Raw genomic sequence first — 16,656 nt, 5'->3', positions numbered from 1 at the left:
CCAAAGTTACTGACTAATTTTGGCGTCTACATTGCGTGCAGCGCCATAATCATCCAGATATTGATAATGAAAGTTTGTTTTTATTTGATTTGCGTTCAATCCTTTTAGGGAGAAGCTTTTTGTTTCGCCTGGTGCAAGCATATCTCCCTTTTCACTGACTACTTTTCGCCCCGCGTTATCCTCGGCATTGATCTGTGAAACGTTGACGTAAAACGAAGAGTTATTGGTTGCTGTCAGCTGATTCGCTTTCTCCCCTTGATGCCAGATAAGACCCGACGCTGCTTCTGTTGCTTGCATCGCATCGAACCGGGCTGGGCGAAAGAAAATTTTGATGCGGCTACGAATAGCCATTTGCAACTGATTTTGATTCGCAAGGCTTTTATCGCGAGGAGGGATGTCGAGTACGTTAAGCCAGAATACCGACTCTTTATCTTTGGGCAGGTTTGAACCGGTATAAACGATACGTAATGTCTGTCCTTTGTTAGCCTCCATACGGAAAACAGGCGGTAGCAAGACAAACGGTACGTTTATTTTATCCAGTGCTTCATCAGGATTTCCATTGTCAATCCAGGCCTGTACCAGCGCAGGTTGATTGCCATGGTTATCTAAGCGGACTGTGACTTCTTTTTCTGTTGCGGGGTAGATTACCCGGGTGCCGATAATCGTCACGCTGGCAAAAGCCGATGAGGTCACCGTAAAAGCCAGCAGACAGGAGATCAAAAATTTAAAACTTTTTTTTTTCATGATTTTGACAGAAATGATGATAGAGGAAGGGAGGTGGGAACAGATGCTCCCACCATAATCAATTACAGGTAATTGATTGAATAGTTCACAGCTGATAAGACGGTACCAGCAGTAGCTGCACCAGTTGCATAGTACTGAGCAGAATAGGTCAGAGTACCTGCACCAGCAGTCAGAGCGACAGTTTTTGGAGAGGTGGTCTGCTCAGTGCTACCCGCGTTCAACACGCCATTTCCGCTATCCAGCAGCTGCAGGTCAACATTCGTTGCAGTACCAGTATTGGTCAAACGACCATCAGCATTGACGTTGGCACCTTGTTCAAAGTAAGCGTACACGTCACCAGTCGTAGCTGAGCAATTGCTCAGCGCCATAGTGAAGCGAGTGTTACCTGCAGTCTGACCAGATGTGCTTAAAATACTACTTGCTACTTTAGGCAGTGTAACGGTTGCAGTGCTGCCGCCGCCGTTTACGCTTACAGTACAAGTCTGAGACGCAATATTTCCTGTGAAGTTAATGGTGCCATCTGAAGCTTCAGCAGCATTAACGTGAGCAGCAGCCAGCATCAGACCAAGAGCAACCATAGATAACTTTTTCATATACTTTCCTTTGTATAAAATAATTAATAACATCAATTAATGAACGGTTTAATAATCGTTCACTTCCCTGGAGGATTCATTCCTCACAAGAGAATTAGAAAATCAGCAATCCAAATACGACTGCTGCTGCGACACCAACAATACCCATGCCAAAGGCAGACCCACTAACCGGGTTCGCTGCTGGAATGGAGTCTGGGCGCGTCCATTCAGTTTTCTCTTCTGAGCTTGCGCCTAGCTGCTTAAAGAAATCCAGGATCACCGAAGTTAATGAACCACCGCTAACGCCTTCGATTTCTTTATTGTTCAATTCACGCATGTTGTTTCCTTAAGCTGTAATTACAGATGCATTAGGATCAAACTGGTTTTCAACGACCGCGTTAAACCAGCCTGCCGTGCTATCCCAGCCATTCATAGCACCATATAAAGCACCATCAACAAGACCAAGGACTGCGCCGACAATCAGACCTACACCGGCAGAGACAATACCAACGCCTAACACGCCACCGGTGCTTCCGCCACTCATTCCCCATTTAAGACCAAAAGAACTAATACCCGTAACGGCACCGACAACTACAGCGCCAATAAAGTCAAAAAAACCTGCTCCTGAAACGTTTTGCATTTCAAAAGATGTTAACTCTCTCATCGATATCTCCATGTATCATTTTTTCAATATTATTATTTATGCCGCTTCTAGCGAACGGCGCTATTAGAATGGGTGGTCATAAAAAATGAAATAGTAAAACATCCATAATTCTTCTTTTGTTATCGTAAGCAAGGATATGGCTATTATATTTTTACATAATATTAACTGCTGTTAGTATTCTGGAATTTTTTGAGCGTACATTATTCTTATGCGTGATTTAACCATTAACAGCACTGCTTATGCCTGATGCTTAAAATTATCTGGCATCCGGGAAGCGCATGCCATGAACGCGGTTCAGTGAAACTGATTTATCTATGAATAAGCTTGTGTATAAAGCCATGAGTTAATGATTTCACTTGCCTGAATGTGAAGTCATTTGAGAAGTGGAATTAAAAAGGGAAAAATCCCATTTGCCAGTTTCTGGTGCTTTAAGCTAATTAAATTATATTTATCAGGATAAAAAACTAAATATATAAAGATAATCAATTTAAGTATCTGTTCGATGGGTGCCGTTGTTTAATTCCTTCCATGCAATGCTGCCTGACAGCGTAACTTTAGTAAGGAGCATTAACATTGATGCCAATTTGATTTGTTTCTTTTCAGCCATGCTGGAAAATTGAGAGAGGTGTTTAAATACGGGCTTTTAAAATAGCATGCTCATAACATCATCTTTCAAATGGTAATGGGAAATTCTTTTTTTAGGAAAAAAGTTATAACACTGCCTGTAAGGTGCCACAAAGTAGATTTATGTGCTAACTAAACAGCATTTAAATGGTGTAAGATCTGGTTATTGTTTCTTTTATTAGCCTGAGTGTCTTTATTTGTTTGTATTTGCGGTTTTGAATTTTGTTGGGGCGGTTTTATTATAGTGGAACCGATAAAGACTATTTTTAACTGCCCGAGTTATGGAGGCGAGCTCAGGTAAGCGAGTACACCAGGCGAAAGAGAAAGAGACTATAAAAAACTGATTTTACGAATTGTTGCTAATCACTGACCAATACGTCAGTTAGATTGAGTTAATTAATATGTATAGAGTGACTGAAAATCATGAACGGATCATCGATGCATTAGCAGGATTTACGCAGATTGCTAATCCAGATGAAATTTCAAGAGGCAAGCGCCGTTATCATTTGACTAAAGATAATGTACGTCGCGTTATGTTCATTCTTGACGGCGATTTTTTACTTAAACTTAAAGGCGAGAATAAGGTTTTGAATATCTTATCCGCTCCGTTTGTTGTCGGCGTCACTCCAGCTTTAGACGAGCCGCCAGTCTATCTGGAACGAGTCGATTATGGAAAAGTCAGTTTCATTGACTATGACGTGTTCTGGCGATTGGTTTTTGAGAAAGATCTTTTTAATGACGCAATGTCTATTTTATCAGGACAGTATTCTGATCTGATGAATTACATTCAGTTACCAAAAAGTAACTCATATGATGAAGTTCTTTCTTTGATTGAAAGATGGAAAAAACTGCCGACTCATTTAAAGAAACGATTTTCAGCACTATATCTTATTGAAAATAGTTCTCATTTATCAAAAAGTTCCATTTGCAGAGTGCTCAAGGAACTAAAAGAGAAAGGCGAATTGGTACTGATTAACGGTAAGTTCACCTGAATATAATATTTGTCATCGTGAATTTTGTGATGCTGAAGGGAAAAAATGGATGTTAATGTGGTTTGTACGGATGACAATTACTTCTTCAGACTGGGCATATCAAAGGTAATTGAGGAGGCACTGCTATCTGATGCAGAAGTAAAATTTTTATCAGGTTTTGATAGTCATAACCTGCGGCAGGCTGACTTCATCCTGATCAATGTTTCGCAATGGCGTCTTTATATGTGTCAACCCGCTTATCGCGAGCGAAAGCCTGGCAGTATCATATTGGTATTTACCGATGATTTCGGAGAGAAAATTAAAAACCCGTTACCATTTTGTTATCAATCTTTGCTTGAAGTGTCAAAAAGGGATTCGGTACGTTTAATCACTGAGAAAATAACCAAGGCCTGGTTAAACACTCAGGGAAGAGTTATGGGATATCTGCCTTCAGACTGTTTACGGTGCGAATTTGCACGTATCACCGTGGTGCAACTTCAGGTGCTTAGTTTTTTGAAGAAAGGATACAGTGTAATCCAGACAGCAAAAAGGTTAGATTTGTCAGTTAAAACAATCTATGCACATAAATATAATGTGATGAGAAAGTTCGCTCTGAAAGGAGATAAAGAATTTAATGCATTTATCAATGATGTCTCGTTGCTTGAACTTTACAAAGGAGTTATCAATGTAAATGAGATTTAACGTTATCCAGAGGCGTAGGCTCACCCTTCTGCGCTGTTTAAATTTCCCATTTTTTATTTTTTAAGGAGTTGTCAGCTCCTGTTCAACATCGGATATAAGGTGTTTTAAATATAAAGGTTAAGCACCTTAAGGAGAGTTATATGGAAAATAATTCACGTTTAACATGCAAAGCATCGAATAGTCCCTTTAAATTTATGCAGGGAGCAATGCTGAGTATGGTTTTATTACTTACAGGCTACCTGTACTGCAATTATGTTGAGGCGGCGCCATCGCAGAACGCTCCTGCGCCATCGTTGTTTAAAGAGGTCAACACTGACAAGGCGCCGGAGCAGATACGCGACCCGCGTGCGCACATTATTGTCTACCGTATTGATGAAAAAAATCCTGCCGTATCAAAACGCCTAGTTAACGTATTTATTAATAATCAATACTATACGAGCGTAATGTCAGGTGATAGAGGGACTGAAATTAGTGTGTGCCCTGGCCAGAAAAAACTGGACGTCATGTTCAGCCAGCATGATTTTGTCCAGCCAGCAAAAATTGAAGTATCCACACCAGCGCTGAAATCAGGTGAGCGCTATTACTATCAGTTAGCGGTAAATGATCAGCAGAAAATCACGGCGCGTCTGGTGCCTGCAAAGGAAGCTGAATCTGTTTTAACCAGTCTCAAAGCACAATCACGTACGTTATCGCGTGTAGTAAATGAACGTTCTTGTTCTGAAGCGGGCGAGTCAAAACTATTGAATCACCCGGTGGCTTCTTCACTATTAAATTCTGACAGTAGTCATGCTCAGAGCAATGCTATGAAGATAGCTGATAAAAGCAGTAAAGCTCAGGGCGCTGCATACTCACTGCATTGATGCAATCTGGCACCATATTTTTTATTAATCAGTTCTGATAATGCCGTTCACTGACTCCAGAATCAAGAGTTGTGCTGGAAGCAATGTCAGGATTGCAGATTATCTCGTCATAAAATCACGGTTATTCGAAGTATATGAATATAGAGATTAAGGGTTTGTGAAAGCCTTATTTCTATTGAATTTAATCAATCCTCGTTAATTAAGAAGGTTGTTATGTTGAAAGTGAACTTGCGTGGTGTGAAGGGTATTATCTCTTCATACACTGTTGATACAAAATCTGAAAATCCTACAACGATCAAAGTTCCGCATCAGGGTGCATTAAATATAGAACTGATCGATAGCGCTACAGGACATGCTCCGCAAATGGTTGTAACCAGGCGCGTTGGCAATAATCTGCAGCTTTTCTTTAGCCAGGATGATTCTCAGCATCCTGATATTGTGCTGGAAGATTATTATGATAATGAAAACGTTCATCTGATTGGGCTGGGCGAAAACGGTCAATTTTATGAATATGTGCCGACTTCCGGCGATGTGGCTGAATACCCGCCAGCTTTAACTGAAGGTCAGAGCGGTGAACAGGTATTAGGTGGTGAAGGATATGCCAGTGCCGATCCGCTGACTGCCAGTGACAACAATTTTGGTTGGTTGCCCTTTATGCTGCTGGGCGGCGCGGCAGGCGGCGTTGCTATTGGTGCGTCCGGGCGTGGTAGCAGTGGCCATGACTCTTCCGCTAAGAGTGTATCGGTGACACTTGATCCTGTTGCGGACAGTGATAATGATGGTCGTCCAGAGTTTTCCGGAACATCGAATAGCCCTGACTCACAGGTTGTCATTCAACTGCCTGATGGCACCCAGATCACGACCCAGACGGACAGTGAAGGTAACTGGTATGTGGAAGCACCGACTTCACAACCAAATGGCACCGTCACTGTTACGGTAACTGATAGTGCGGGCAATAGCGGTAGCCTGACTGAAGAGTTTACTGACACCTCTTCGCCAGAAGCGGCGGTTATAAATAGCAATGATGATGAACAAATCTCAGGTAAAGCAGAACCTGGTTCAACTGTGGTTATTTCCGATGGCAGTACCGGTGAAACCACCACGGTTGTAGTTGATGAAAATGGTGACTGGAGTATCCAGCCTAACCCTGTCCATGAAGGGGATACCGACGTAACTATCGTGGTTGTCGATCCTGCGGGTAATGTCTCTCCGCCGTCCAACGGTTCCCGACCGGACATAACTCCTCCAGATAACATCAACTCCGGCATTGTCAGTGACTCAGTCACCCTGACGGACGACGTCGGTGCGATCACCGGCGAGATTGCCAGCGGCTCGGTCACCGACGACGCGCGGCCGACCCTTTCCGGCGACGCAACCGCCGACATCGATCACGTCAACATCTATGACAACGGCGAGCTCGTCGGCAGCGCAGCGGTGGACGCGGACGGCAAGTGGAGCTGGACGCCGGAGCAGGATATGGCGGACGGCACCTCTCACGACCTGACGGTCGCGGCGGTGGACGCGGCGGGCAACGAAGGCCCGCAGGCAGACGGCGACTGGAGCTTTACCGTTGACACCAGCACGGCGGCTCCGGAAATCACGAACAACACCGAGGACGAGCTGGCCGGTAACGCCGAGCCGGGCGCGGTGATCGTGATCACCGATCCGGTCAGCGACAGCGTGACCAGCACGGTGGCGGACGCGGATGGTCACTGGAGCATCCAGCCGAATCCGGCGGGCGTGGACGCCAAAGACGTCGTGGTGGAAGCCACCGACGAGGCGGGCAACAGCAACAGCGTTGTGATCGACGGCCCCGGCGACAGCACGCCGCCGGATAACCAGACCTCGGGCCTGGTCATCGACAGCATCACCCTGACGGACGACGTCGGTGCGATCACCGGCGAGATTGCCAGCGGCTCGGTCACCGATGACGCGCGGCCGACTCTTTCCGGCGACGCAACCGCCGACATCGATCACGTCAACATCTATGACAACGGCGAGCTCGTCGGCAGCGCAGCGGTGGACGCGGACGGCAAGTGGAGCTGGACGCCGGAGCAGGATATGGCGGACGGCACCTCTCACGACCTGACGGTCGCGGCGGTGGACGCGGCGGGCAACGAAGGCCCGCAGGCAGACGGCGACTGGAGCTTTACCGTTGACACCAGCACGGCGGCTCCGGAAATCACGAACAACACCGAGGACGAGCTGGCCGGTATCTGGTTGTATGGCAGGCAAGCCTGAACGGTAACTGGGCGATTTACAGCCGCCAGTATGATGCAAACGGCACGCCGGTCACGGCGGAGACTGTGCTGATTACGACTTCGCTGAGCGTAAACGGCGTGCTGGGCTTTGGCGCTGACTGGGAGCCGCTGCCGTCTGTTACGTTACTGAAAAACGGCCAGGTCGCTATCGCCTATACCGTTAAAGGTACCGGGTATGACGCTGGCGTATCGATCTACGATCCTTCACTGCATGAGGTAACCGGCAGCTTCGTAGCGAACCAGACCCTGACTAATAATCAGGCATCACCTGCAGTCAGTGCGCTGGATAACGGCAACTACGTGGTGACCTGGGACTCTAACGATACCAGCGGACCGGATCAGAACGGTTACAGCGTCTGGGGCCGCATCTACGCGGCAGACGGTACGGCGCTGACCGGCGAGTTCCTGATCAACACGGCAACAGCAGGCGATCAACATCTGGCGAAAGTCGTGAGCCGTCCTGATGGCAGTTTCGTTGCGCTCTTTATGTCTGCAACAGATACGGCACCGGGTGCAGGTACCAGCGGCATCTACGCGCAGTACTTTGATGCAGCGGGTAACAAAGTGGGCCAGCAGATGCAGATCCATCAGCTGACCTATGGCGAGCAGGTTGAAGTCGATGCGACCTTCCTTGCGGGCGGTCAGCTTTACGTGACCTGGACTGACAAAGGTGTGGGTGACGGCGAAGGCTCGGCGATTAAAGGACGCGTTGTGGATCTGGTTGAAACGCTGGGACTGGAGCAAATGACGCCGGACAACAACGATCCAACGACCATTGACTATCAGCCTGCGACGACACCAGCGTCGAGCGACACCGATGTACTGCCGCCGAACGTGGGTCTCTCTACCAATACTAAGGAGACTCTGGGTGGCCAGACCGAAGCAGGCGCTACTGTTATCGTGACGAATGCGGCTGGAACGGTTTACTCCACGGTGGCAGATGCTGAGGGTGTATGGAGTATTGTACCTAACCCACTCAGTGTCGGTGAAAACGGAACGCTCTCGGCTATTGACGCGGCAGGTAACCAGAGCCAGCCAGTATTGATCTCCGGAGCCGCGCTGAGTGCTTACGATCTGCTGAATGAAAGCGCGCAGGTGAATACCACTACCACAGGCGATCAGCTCAACCCGTCGGTCACCCGGCTGGCGGACGGCCGCATCGTGGTGACGTGGCAGGGTGACGGCACCTCCGGTACCGAGGTTTACATGCAGCTGTACGAGGCAGACGGTGTGCATAAAATCGGCACCGAGCAGCAGGTGAACCAGCGCACGGCCAACAATCAGGACAGCCCGCAGGTGATCGCGCTGACCGACGGCGGCTTTCTGATCGTCTACGAGTCCAACGTTAACGGACTGGACAACAGCGGCGACGGTGTGATGGCGCGCCGCTACGGCGCCGACGGCCAGGCGGTGACCGACGAGTTCCAGGTGAACACCACCTACAGCGGTGCGCAGAACCGTCCGGGTGCGATGGCAACCGCCGACGGCGGCTACATCATCAGCTGGGAAGACCAGGGCACAGGCATCGTGCAGCGCAGCTACGGGGCGGATAACCAGCCGGTGACGGGCGAAGTGACGGTGGCAACCGGCAAGGGCATGGGCAGCTCCGGCGGGCCGGAAATGGCGGCCTTTACCGATGCGGCGCACGGCGGCATGTACGTGACCGTGTGGAACGCCACCAGCGGTCCGGGTGACACCAGCGGCAGCGGGGTTGTCGGGCAGATTTTTGCCGCAGACGGCACGCCACTGGGGGGTAACTTCCAGGTGAACACCACCACGGACAGCTCCCAGAACTATCCGGACGTTATCACCCTGAACGACGGCAGCATCGTGGTGTTCTGGGACAGCAGCGACAGCGGCACCAGCGGCTCTGACATCCGCGCAGTGCACTACCGCGTGGATGCCGCCACCGGGACGCTGACGCTGGTCGGCAGCGGTGACTTCATCGTCAACAGCTACACCAGCGGCAAGCAGTATAAGCCGGTCGGCGTGGCGCTGGATGATGGCGGCTACCTGCTTATCTGGGGCTCCGAAGGCGGCGACGGGGATGGCTCGGCCATCTACGCACAGCGCTTTGATGCGAACGATAACAGGGTGGGACGCGAGTTCCTGGTGAACACCACCACGAGCGGCAACCAGGGTACCGGTGGCGACTCGGTGGATGCAACGCACATCTTTGACGCCGTGCTGACCGCGGACGGCAGCGTATACGTGACGTGGCAGTCGGACAACGTGGACGGTTCGGGAACCGGCATTGAAGGTATCGTGATTGACGTGGATGCGGCGTTCTACTCCGAGTACACGGTGAACACCACCACCACGGGAGCGCAGACGGTCTCGTCGGTAGCCAGCCTGCCGGACGGCGGCGCCATCGTGGTGTGGCAGTCGGCGAGCGGAGACGGCTCCGGCAGCTGCGTCAAGGGGCAGCTGCTGGATGCGAAAGGTCAGCCGGTCGGGGCGGAGTTCACGGTGAACACCACCACAGCGGGCGACCAGATCACGCCGCAGGTTACCGTGCTGTCAGATGGCACTTTCCAGGTGGTGTGGAGCACGGATTCCGGTGCGCATATCAAGGGTCAGGGCTATACCTACAGCTACGACGGTGCGGGTAACGTGAACGGCGTCGTGACTTATGGCGCAGAGTACAATGTAGACTCCAGCACCGCCGCCAGCAAAATGCGCGTTCCGGTGATCACTTCGCTGGAAGACGGCGGTTATCTGGTGGTTTGGGAAGCGAGCCTGAACGGCAACTGGACGGTTTATGGCCGTCAGTATGACGCAAACGGCACGCCGGTCACGGCGGAGACCGTGCTGGCAACCACGACCCTGAACGCAAATGCCATCATTCCTGAATGGGAGCCGTTGCCATCTGTTACAACGCTGGAAAATGGCCAGGTTGCGATTACTTATGCGATTAAAGCCACCGGATATGATGTTGGTGTGTCAGTTTATGATCCGTCAACGCATGCTGTAACAGGCAGCTTCGTAGCGAACCAGACCCTGACTAACAATCAGGCGTCATCCGCAGTCAGTGCGCTGCAAAACGGTAACTACGTGGTGACCTGGGACTCTAACGATACCAGCGGACCGGATCAGAACGGTTACAGCGTCTGGGGCCGCATCTACGCGGCAGACGGTACGGCGCTGACCAGCGAATTCCTGATCAACACCACGACGGCTGGCGATCAGCACATGGCGAGGGTGGTCAGTCAGGCTGACGGCAGCTTTATTGCCGTTTTCCTGTCAACAACCGACATCGCGCCGGGTGCAGGTACCAGCGGTATCTACGCACAGTACTTTGATGCTGCGGGTAATAAAGTGGGTCAGCAGATCCAGATCAACCAGCTGACCTATGGTGAGCAGGTTGAAGTCGATGCGACCTTCCTGGCGGGCGGTCAGCTCTACGTGACCTGGACCGATCAGGGCGTGGGCGACGGCGATGGCTCAGCAATAAAAGGCCGCTTAGTTGATCTGAACGAGACACTGGGACTGACGTCTGAAACGGGATCGACGCATATTGAGTATCAACCTGCTCAGTACGATCTTAATGGCACTTCAGGTAATGATGTACTGGATGCACGCGGCGCGAATTCCGTCGATGCAAAAGAGGGCGATGATACTATCGTCATTAACAGTACTCATTTTAGCAGTGTGAAAGGAGGAGAAGGTCACGATACGCTGGTCTGGGATTCTAATAACGATTTAGAACTCGGAACGGTATCAGGCAAAATTAGTGGAATTGAAGCTATCCATCTGGGTAATAACACGGCGCAGACATTATTTATCAGCGCCAGCGATGTGCTCGAAATTACTAAAGATAATGGTAGTGAAGCGAACACATTACATATTACGGGAGATGTGGGAAGTTCAAACAATAGTAATGCAACTGATACCGTTAATATTGGAAAATCAGAATGGACGGATTCAGCCGCACAAACTGAAAATGGCGTTAATTATGACGTCTATACCAATAATGATGACACCACTGTCAAGCTGTTAATCCAGCATGGCTTAAACGTTATCTGATAGAACTGGCGATGACTTCGGTCATCGCCAGCTTTTTTTCACATCAAACTCACCTGATGGGCCTGTTTAAGGCAGGCCCATCAGGTGAGCCCCAGATCTGATTTAACAGATGAAAAGAATAAATAAAGGCATGTGAGCAGCATGTAAAACCTAAATATTTCTTTTTAGCAGAATTAACGTTGCCATATGACATGTCGGGCGGTTAAAACAGTTCCGGTCGCAGCATTGAATTAGCGACAGAGAAAATTAGCCATCCCACTTTATTTGTTATTTTGAGTTAACTATGAAAAAAAACTTGTTCACTACAAAATCCAGATGTTCGCTGCATGGTTTAATTGCGGGATTGCTATTTTTTAATCCCCTGTTAAATGCCCATGCAACGGACTTTATTGAAATGATTCGTATGACAGCCGACCATCCGTCGGTAAAGTCTGCTTTATCAAACAGCACCGGTGCTATGTATGATATCGATCAGGCAAAAGCCGCTGATGGTTTTCAGGTCAGCACGGGTATCAGCGCATCAGGATATTCAGGTCAACCCGGTTATGAGAATAACCCGGTCTCCCCGCATATCACTGTAAGTAAATTACTTTACGATCACGGACGTACTGATGCGAGCGTTGCCGGAAAGCAGGCTGCTTATTCCATGCAGCAGGCTCAGGTAAATGTCACGCGCGAAAATCTCAACGAGCAGGTGCTTTCTCTTTTTACCTCTGCAGCCACTAATGCCACAGTTGTCGCTGTACTGGATAAAGAAATTAACGCACTGCAGGATCTGCTTAATCGGGTAAAGAATATTGCCAGTATTGATAGCGGCAGAGCTTCTGAGATCAATCAGGTTGCGACTCGCCTCAATTCGGTGATTGCCAGTCGTGAAATGAGCTACACCACCTATATACAGGCGCAGCAGCAACTCAGCTCGCTGCTGAACCACGAGATTGTTATCACCAGAGGCCTGCCCGATCTGAAAAAAGCGGGTCTGTTGCCCGCGTCGCTGGCACAGGCACAACAGGTACTGAAAGAAAATCCCAACTGGGCGGTCTCACGCGAGCGTAAAGAGGAGGCGAGAGCCGCAGTGGATCTGGCCTCTAAGTGGAACAGGCCGAAATGGAGTGTGCAACTGAGTATGGACAGTCCAAAGCGCAACGGTGAAATGGAACCGTTTAAAGCGGTGACGTTACAGGTGAGCAGCGATATCAATCTTTGGGATGGTGGGGCTGGCAGGGCAAATGCCAAAGCTGAAACTCAGCGACTCATTGCCGCAGAGGCGGATCAGGATGCAACACTCCGGACATTGAAACAGCAGCTGGATCAGCTGTGGGTCTCCTTACCGCTTCGTGAACGCCAGCTCAATGCATTACAGAGACAGTCAGAAACCGCGTTGAAAACCTGGAAAGCGGGGGAAGTACAGTTCTTCGCGGGGCAGCGTCCGTTAACGGATTTAATCTCGTTTGCTACCGACTATTACACCAGTCTCGCAAGTTATCAGGAGCAGCAGATGCAGTACCTGGCTGCGCAATGGAACATCGTTGCGGCACTGGGTAAAACCAGCCAACTGGTGCAGAAGGTTAACGCTTTACCAGCGAATACCATCGAAGCGGTGCACTAATCACGCTGACGTAAAAAACGAGTATTTCTGGCCGCTGTCATGCTTTGCCGCCAGACCAGAATGAATTAGTTGTCCAGGGGACGCCATTGTGACTGATATACAATTTGAGCCTGCTGGCTCTGAACTGAATGCTGAAAACAGAGTGTTATCCAGATCGCCATCAGATACGCAGGAGACTTTGCTGGTTGCACTGCAAAGCGCACTGCGCCTGTTTGACGTCCGGCTTACGCTAAATGCTTTACGTGTGGGTATGCCTGCATTTCCACCAGACGCTGATATCAGCGCCCAGAATGACTGGGCATTGCGCACGCTGCTGAGCCGCGGCATGAGTGCTGCCTGGCAGAAGATTGACCTGACGGATGTGAAAAGCTTTGTTCTCCCCGCCATCATGCGTCTGGAAACGGGCTACTGCGTGCTGACACAGTGTAGCGAAAAGAAGTGCGCCATTATCGATCCCGCACTGGGCAGCCAGCCTGTTGAGGTCGATTTCGCTCGCCTGGCTCAGCACTATAGCGGCGAGTTGTTGCTGCTGCGACCTAAGTCTTATCTTGATCATCGTGCCGATGACATTGTCCATGTCGGTAAAGGGCACTGGTTCTGGAATACTTTGTGGGGATTCAAACGTTATATCTTTGAAGCCGCCGCATTGTCAGTCGTTATTAACCTGCTCGTTCTGGCGATGTCCGTATTCACCATGACGGTTTATAACCGGGTACTGCCTAACCAGACCTACGTAACACTCTGGACGATGGCTATCGGCGTGAGTCTGGCGTTGCTGTTTGAACTGGCTGCACGGCTGGGTCGGGCCTGGATTACCGATCGCGCCGGTAAAAAGATCGATCTGGTGTTAGGCGCACAACTTTTTCGTCACGTGCTGAACGGCAAAATGTCGGGTCGAGCCCAATCCAGCGGTGCATTTGGCAATGTCATGCAAAGCTTTGACAGCGTCCGCGAGCTTACTACGTCAGCCGCTTTAACGACGGTTGCTGACTTACCCTTTGTTTTACTCTTCCTGGTTGTAATCCATCTGGTTGCCGGGCCACTGGTCTGGTGTGTGATCCTGATATTAGTGGTCATCGTGGCGATGGTGCTGCTGATGCAGATCCCTTTGAAACGCCACGCTGAAGAGTCAATGAAAATAGGCAGTAACCGTTACGGTCTGGTTATTGAATCACTGGATAATCTTGAAACCATTAAAGTTCTGCGTGCTGAAAACCTGGTCGCCTCTAAACACGATGTTGCCAGCGTAAAACTCTCTGCAGTGAATATGAAATCGCGGTTCCTTGCCACTATGGGCTCAAGCGTCATTCAGACGACCCAGCAGTTTGGTACCGTTATTCTGCTGGTCTGGGGTGCTTATCTGGTCGGTGATGGTGATATCTCAATGGGAGGCATCATTGCCACTATGACCCTGATGGGGCGCGCCATAATGCCCATAGCAACGCTTGCCGCGCTGGGATTGCGTATTCAGCAGGCAAAAACCTCGCTGGCCATCCTCAATAAAGTGATGCAGGCCCCTGCTGAACGCGATAATGAGAAGGTTTATGTGCAGCTTCCCCAGGGCAGCCAGACCGGGATTGTCTGTCAGGGCGTTTCATTACGTTATAAAGACGATTTACCGGCCATCGTTGAGCAGCTAGATGTCCGGTTCTGTCAGGGCGAGCGGGTTGCCATACTGGGCAAAATGGGCAGCGGTAAATCTTCGCTGCTGCGCATGCTGGTTGGGCTATATCCACCCACAACAGGCACGATCACCATTGCTGGCGTAGATATAGGCCAGGTCGAGCCGGTGGAATTACGGACGCGTATCGCGCTGGTCAATCAGGAACCACGTTTTATGTATGGTTCGCTGCGTGACAACCTGGTGATGGGAGCACCCTATGCCAGCGACGAAGAACTGATGGCCGCTGCCAAAATGACCGGGGTGAGTGATATTGTCGCGGCCCATCCCATGGGCTTTGGTATGCCTGTCAGTGAGCGTGGTGAAAACTTTTCCGGTGGACAAAAGCAGGCGATAGCCCTGGCTCGCGCCATTCTGTCGAATCCGGATGTTCTGCTACTGGACGAACCTACATCGGGGATGGATATGGGGTCGGAACGCACTATCCTGCAGGCGCTCATCCCGGCAATGGAAGGCCGAACCGTGATTATCGTGACCCACCGTCCGGCAGTGCTGAAATACGTTGATCGGGTGATTGTGATGGATGAAGGCATCAAAGTAGCTGATGGGCCGCGTGAAGAGATTATCGGTTTATTAAACAGCGGGAAGATCCCGGCCGCATCGGTGCTGCGTAACGCAGCGAAACATGCTGGCGTTGAGATAAGCACAGAGCGTCAGCCACAATCTGGCGAGGTAACAGTATGAGCAGCCTGTCCCCTGATAAAAACGTTGATCAAAAGCGCCTGACCGAACATACAGCCAGTGACATGGTGAGGGCCGCCCGTCAGGATCGCTGGGAAGGCTGGCTATTTATTGCCTGGGGCAGCGTGGCGTTAATGGTGCTGGTAATCGTCTGGGCCGCCAATTTCAACATCGAAGAGGTGACAACCGGGTCAGCCAAAATTGTTCCCAGTTCCCGCGAACAGGTTTTGCAAAGCCTTGAGGGCGGTATTTTGCAGGAGTTAATGGTGCATGAAGGCGATACGGTTGAAAAAGGTCAGGTTGTGGCCAAAATCGATCCCACGCGCGCCGAAGCCTCCTTCCGCGAAAGCGCTAACCGCCTGCTGGCACTGAAAGCCCAGGCCGCGCGTCTTGAAGCAGAAGCGACCGGCAGCGAGCTTGTGTTCCCGCCAGAGGTCATGAAAGTACCTGAACTGGTTACCCGTGAAACCGATGCCTGGAAACTACGCAAAAGGGCGGTAAATGAGTCAATTGAAGGCTATCTGAAGTCAAAAACATTGCTGCAGAAAGAGCTTGAAATGGCGCGACAGCTCTCAGCCAGATCGCTGCTGTCAAAAACTGAGGTTCTGAAACTTGAGCGTCAGATGAATGATGCCGAATTGCAAATTACCGAGCGAAAAAACCGCTACCGTAACGAGGCTAACGATGAACTGTCCAAAGTCGATGTTGAGATGACAAGCCTGCAGGAAACTGCCCATGGCCGCCATGATACGCTTGAGCGTACTGAAGTTCGCACGCCAGTACGAGGCATTGTTAACAGTATTAAAATCAATACGCTTGGCGGTGTGATCCAGCCTGGTGCCGCAATAATGGAGGTGACACCATTGGATGACCAGCTGCTGGTGGAAACCCGTATCCGGCCCTCTGATGTGGCTTTTCTGGCACCCGGTCAGGAAGCTGTGGTAAAAATTTCTGCCTATGACTATTCGATTTATGGCGGCCTGACCGGACATGTTCAAAGTATCAGTTCGGGCGCGCTAAAAGATGAGGAAAGTAAAGCTGCCCGCAGGCCAGGCGTCGATGATACTTATTACCGGGTAATGGTATTAACGGAAAATAATACGCTGACGAAAAGCGGCAGTCAGGAACTACGGGTGATTCCCGGTATGACGGCCACCGTTGATATTCGTACGGGCGAGAAGAGCCTGCTGCAATATCTGTTGCGTCCTCTGTTGCGCGTACAGGAAGCGTTTCGCGAAAAGTAAAACCTGCCCTGAATGTA

12 protein-coding genes are annotated in these 16,656 nt (G+C 50.2%); 8 read left to right on the top strand and 4 right to left on the bottom strand.

Going from position 1 to position 16,656, the window contains the following annotated elements; translation table 11 throughout:
• Nucleotides 1-6: 6 nt before the first annotated feature.
• The 4 genes from ACO6VX_RS13995 to ACO6VX_RS13980 form a co-directional block, all read right to left on the bottom strand.
• On the bottom strand, nucleotides 7-744 hold the full coding sequence (locus ACO6VX_RS13995; protein ID WP_033759838.1) for a fimbrial biogenesis chaperone: 738 nt from the start codon (nucleotides 742-744) through the stop codon (nucleotides 7-9).
• 62 nt (nucleotides 745-806) lie between these two features.
• Nucleotides 807-1,337, bottom strand: a complete 531-nt coding sequence (locus tag ACO6VX_RS13990; protein ID WP_010256772.1) for a fimbrial protein — start codon at nucleotides 1,335-1,337, stop codon at nucleotides 807-809.
• Nucleotides 1,338-1,431: 94 nt separating this feature from the next.
• A complete protein-coding gene (locus ACO6VX_RS13985) occupies nucleotides 1,432-1,653 on the bottom strand; it encodes a hypothetical protein (protein ID WP_010256766.1) in 222 nt (73 codons plus the stop codon).
• A 9-nt stretch (nucleotides 1,654-1,662) separates the two neighbouring features.
• Nucleotides 1,663-1,980 (bottom strand): hypothetical protein, encoded by a 318-nt coding sequence (locus ACO6VX_RS13980; RefSeq protein ID WP_010256762.1) that lies wholly within the window; start codon nucleotides 1,978-1,980, stop codon nucleotides 1,663-1,665.
• Between the two features lie 1,025 nt (nucleotides 1,981-3,005).
• On the opposite strand from ACO6VX_RS13980, the gene ACO6VX_RS13975 reads away from it, so the two are divergent.
• The 8 genes from ACO6VX_RS13975 (at nucleotide 3,006) to ACO6VX_RS13940 (ending at nucleotide 16,639) form a co-directional block, all read left to right on the top strand.
• Nucleotides 3,006-3,596 (top strand): helix-turn-helix domain-containing protein, encoded by a 591-nt coding sequence (locus ACO6VX_RS13975; RefSeq protein ID WP_010256759.1) that lies wholly within the window; start codon nucleotides 3,006-3,008, stop codon nucleotides 3,594-3,596.
• A gap of 45 nt (nucleotides 3,597-3,641) precedes the next feature.
• Nucleotides 3,642-4,277: a helix-turn-helix transcriptional regulator gene (locus ACO6VX_RS13970; RefSeq protein ID WP_010256756.1), complete on the top strand. Its 636-nt coding sequence runs from the start codon at nucleotides 3,642-3,644 to the stop codon at nucleotides 4,275-4,277.
• Nucleotides 4,278-4,417: 140 nt separating this feature from the next.
• On the top strand, nucleotides 4,418-5,137 hold the full coding sequence (locus ACO6VX_RS13965; RefSeq protein ID WP_167423817.1) for a hypothetical protein: 720 nt from the start codon (nucleotides 4,418-4,420) through the stop codon (nucleotides 5,135-5,137).
• A 363-nt stretch (nucleotides 5,138-5,500) separates the two neighbouring features.
• Complete coding sequence (locus ACO6VX_RS13960; protein WP_422458182.1) at nucleotides 5,501-7,378, top strand: Ig-like domain-containing protein; 1,878 nt, start codon at nucleotides 5,501-5,503, stop codon at nucleotides 7,376-7,378.
• 65 nt (nucleotides 7,379-7,443) lie between these two features.
• Nucleotides 7,444-11,424 (top strand): beta strand repeat-containing protein, encoded by a 3,981-nt coding sequence (locus ACO6VX_RS13955; protein WP_422431665.1) that lies wholly within the window; start codon nucleotides 7,444-7,446, stop codon nucleotides 11,422-11,424.
• 394 nt (nucleotides 11,425-11,818) lie between these two features.
• Nucleotides 11,819-13,033, top strand: a complete 1,215-nt coding sequence (locus tag ACO6VX_RS13950) for a TolC family protein (RefSeq protein ID WP_071778629.1) — start codon at nucleotides 11,819-11,821, stop codon at nucleotides 13,031-13,033.
• 88 nt (nucleotides 13,034-13,121) lie between these two features.
• Nucleotides 13,122-15,398 carry a type I secretion system permease/ATPase gene (locus ACO6VX_RS13945; protein ID WP_309600721.1) on the top strand — a complete coding sequence of 759 codons (2,277 nt, stop codon included), beginning with the start codon at nucleotides 13,122-13,124 and terminating at the stop codon, nucleotides 15,396-15,398.
• Nucleotides 15,395-16,639, top strand: coding sequence for an HlyD family type I secretion periplasmic adaptor subunit (locus ACO6VX_RS13940; RefSeq protein ID WP_010257175.1), 1,245 nt, complete (start codon nucleotides 15,395-15,397; stop codon nucleotides 16,637-16,639). Before ACO6VX_RS13945 ends, ACO6VX_RS13940 begins: the two co-directional genes overlap by 4 nt.
• The last annotated feature ends 17 nt before the right edge of the window (nucleotides 16,640-16,656 follow it).

It is taken from the genome of Pantoea sp. BJFS-204, from assembly GCF_049310725.1.
GTDB classification, from domain to species: domain Bacteria; phylum Pseudomonadota; class Gammaproteobacteria; order Enterobacterales; family Enterobacteriaceae; genus Pantoea; species Pantoea agglomerans.
This window is presented reverse-complemented; position numbering and strand designations above follow the sequence as displayed.

Bases quoted from the DNA above. Each gene is read 5' to 3' on its own strand.
- ACO6VX_RS13960 (WP_422458182.1), top strand. From the start codon at position 5,501: ATGGTTGTAACCAGGCGCGTTGGCAATAATCTGCAGCTTTTCTTTAGC.
- ACO6VX_RS13970 (WP_010256756.1), top strand. From the start codon at position 3,642: ATGGATGTTAATGTGGTTTGTACGGATGACAATTACTTCTTCAGACTG.
- ACO6VX_RS13985 (WP_010256766.1), bottom strand. From the start codon at position 1,653: ATGCGTGAATTGAACAATAAAGAAATCGAAGGCGTTAGCGGTGGTTCA.
- ACO6VX_RS13940 (WP_010257175.1), top strand. From the start codon at position 15,395: ATGAGCAGCCTGTCCCCTGATAAAAACGTTGATCAAAAGCGCCTGACC.
- ACO6VX_RS13965 (WP_167423817.1), top strand. From the start codon at position 4,418: ATGGAAAATAATTCACGTTTAACATGCAAAGCATCGAATAGTCCCTTT.
- ACO6VX_RS13975 (WP_010256759.1), top strand. From the start codon at position 3,006: ATGTATAGAGTGACTGAAAATCATGAACGGATCATCGATGCATTAGCA.
- ACO6VX_RS13950 (WP_071778629.1), top strand. From the start codon at position 11,819: ATGATTCGTATGACAGCCGACCATCCGTCGGTAAAGTCTGCTTTATCA.
- ACO6VX_RS13990 (WP_010256772.1), bottom strand. From the start codon at position 1,337: ATGAAAAAGTTATCTATGGTTGCTCTTGGTCTGATGCTGGCTGCTGCT.
- ACO6VX_RS13980 (WP_010256762.1), bottom strand. From the start codon at position 1,980: ATGAGAGAGTTAACATCTTTTGAAATGCAAAACGTTTCAGGAGCAGGT.
- ACO6VX_RS13995 (WP_033759838.1), bottom strand. From the start codon at position 744: ATGAAAAAAAAAAGTTTTAAATTTTTGATCTCCTGTCTGCTGGCTTTT.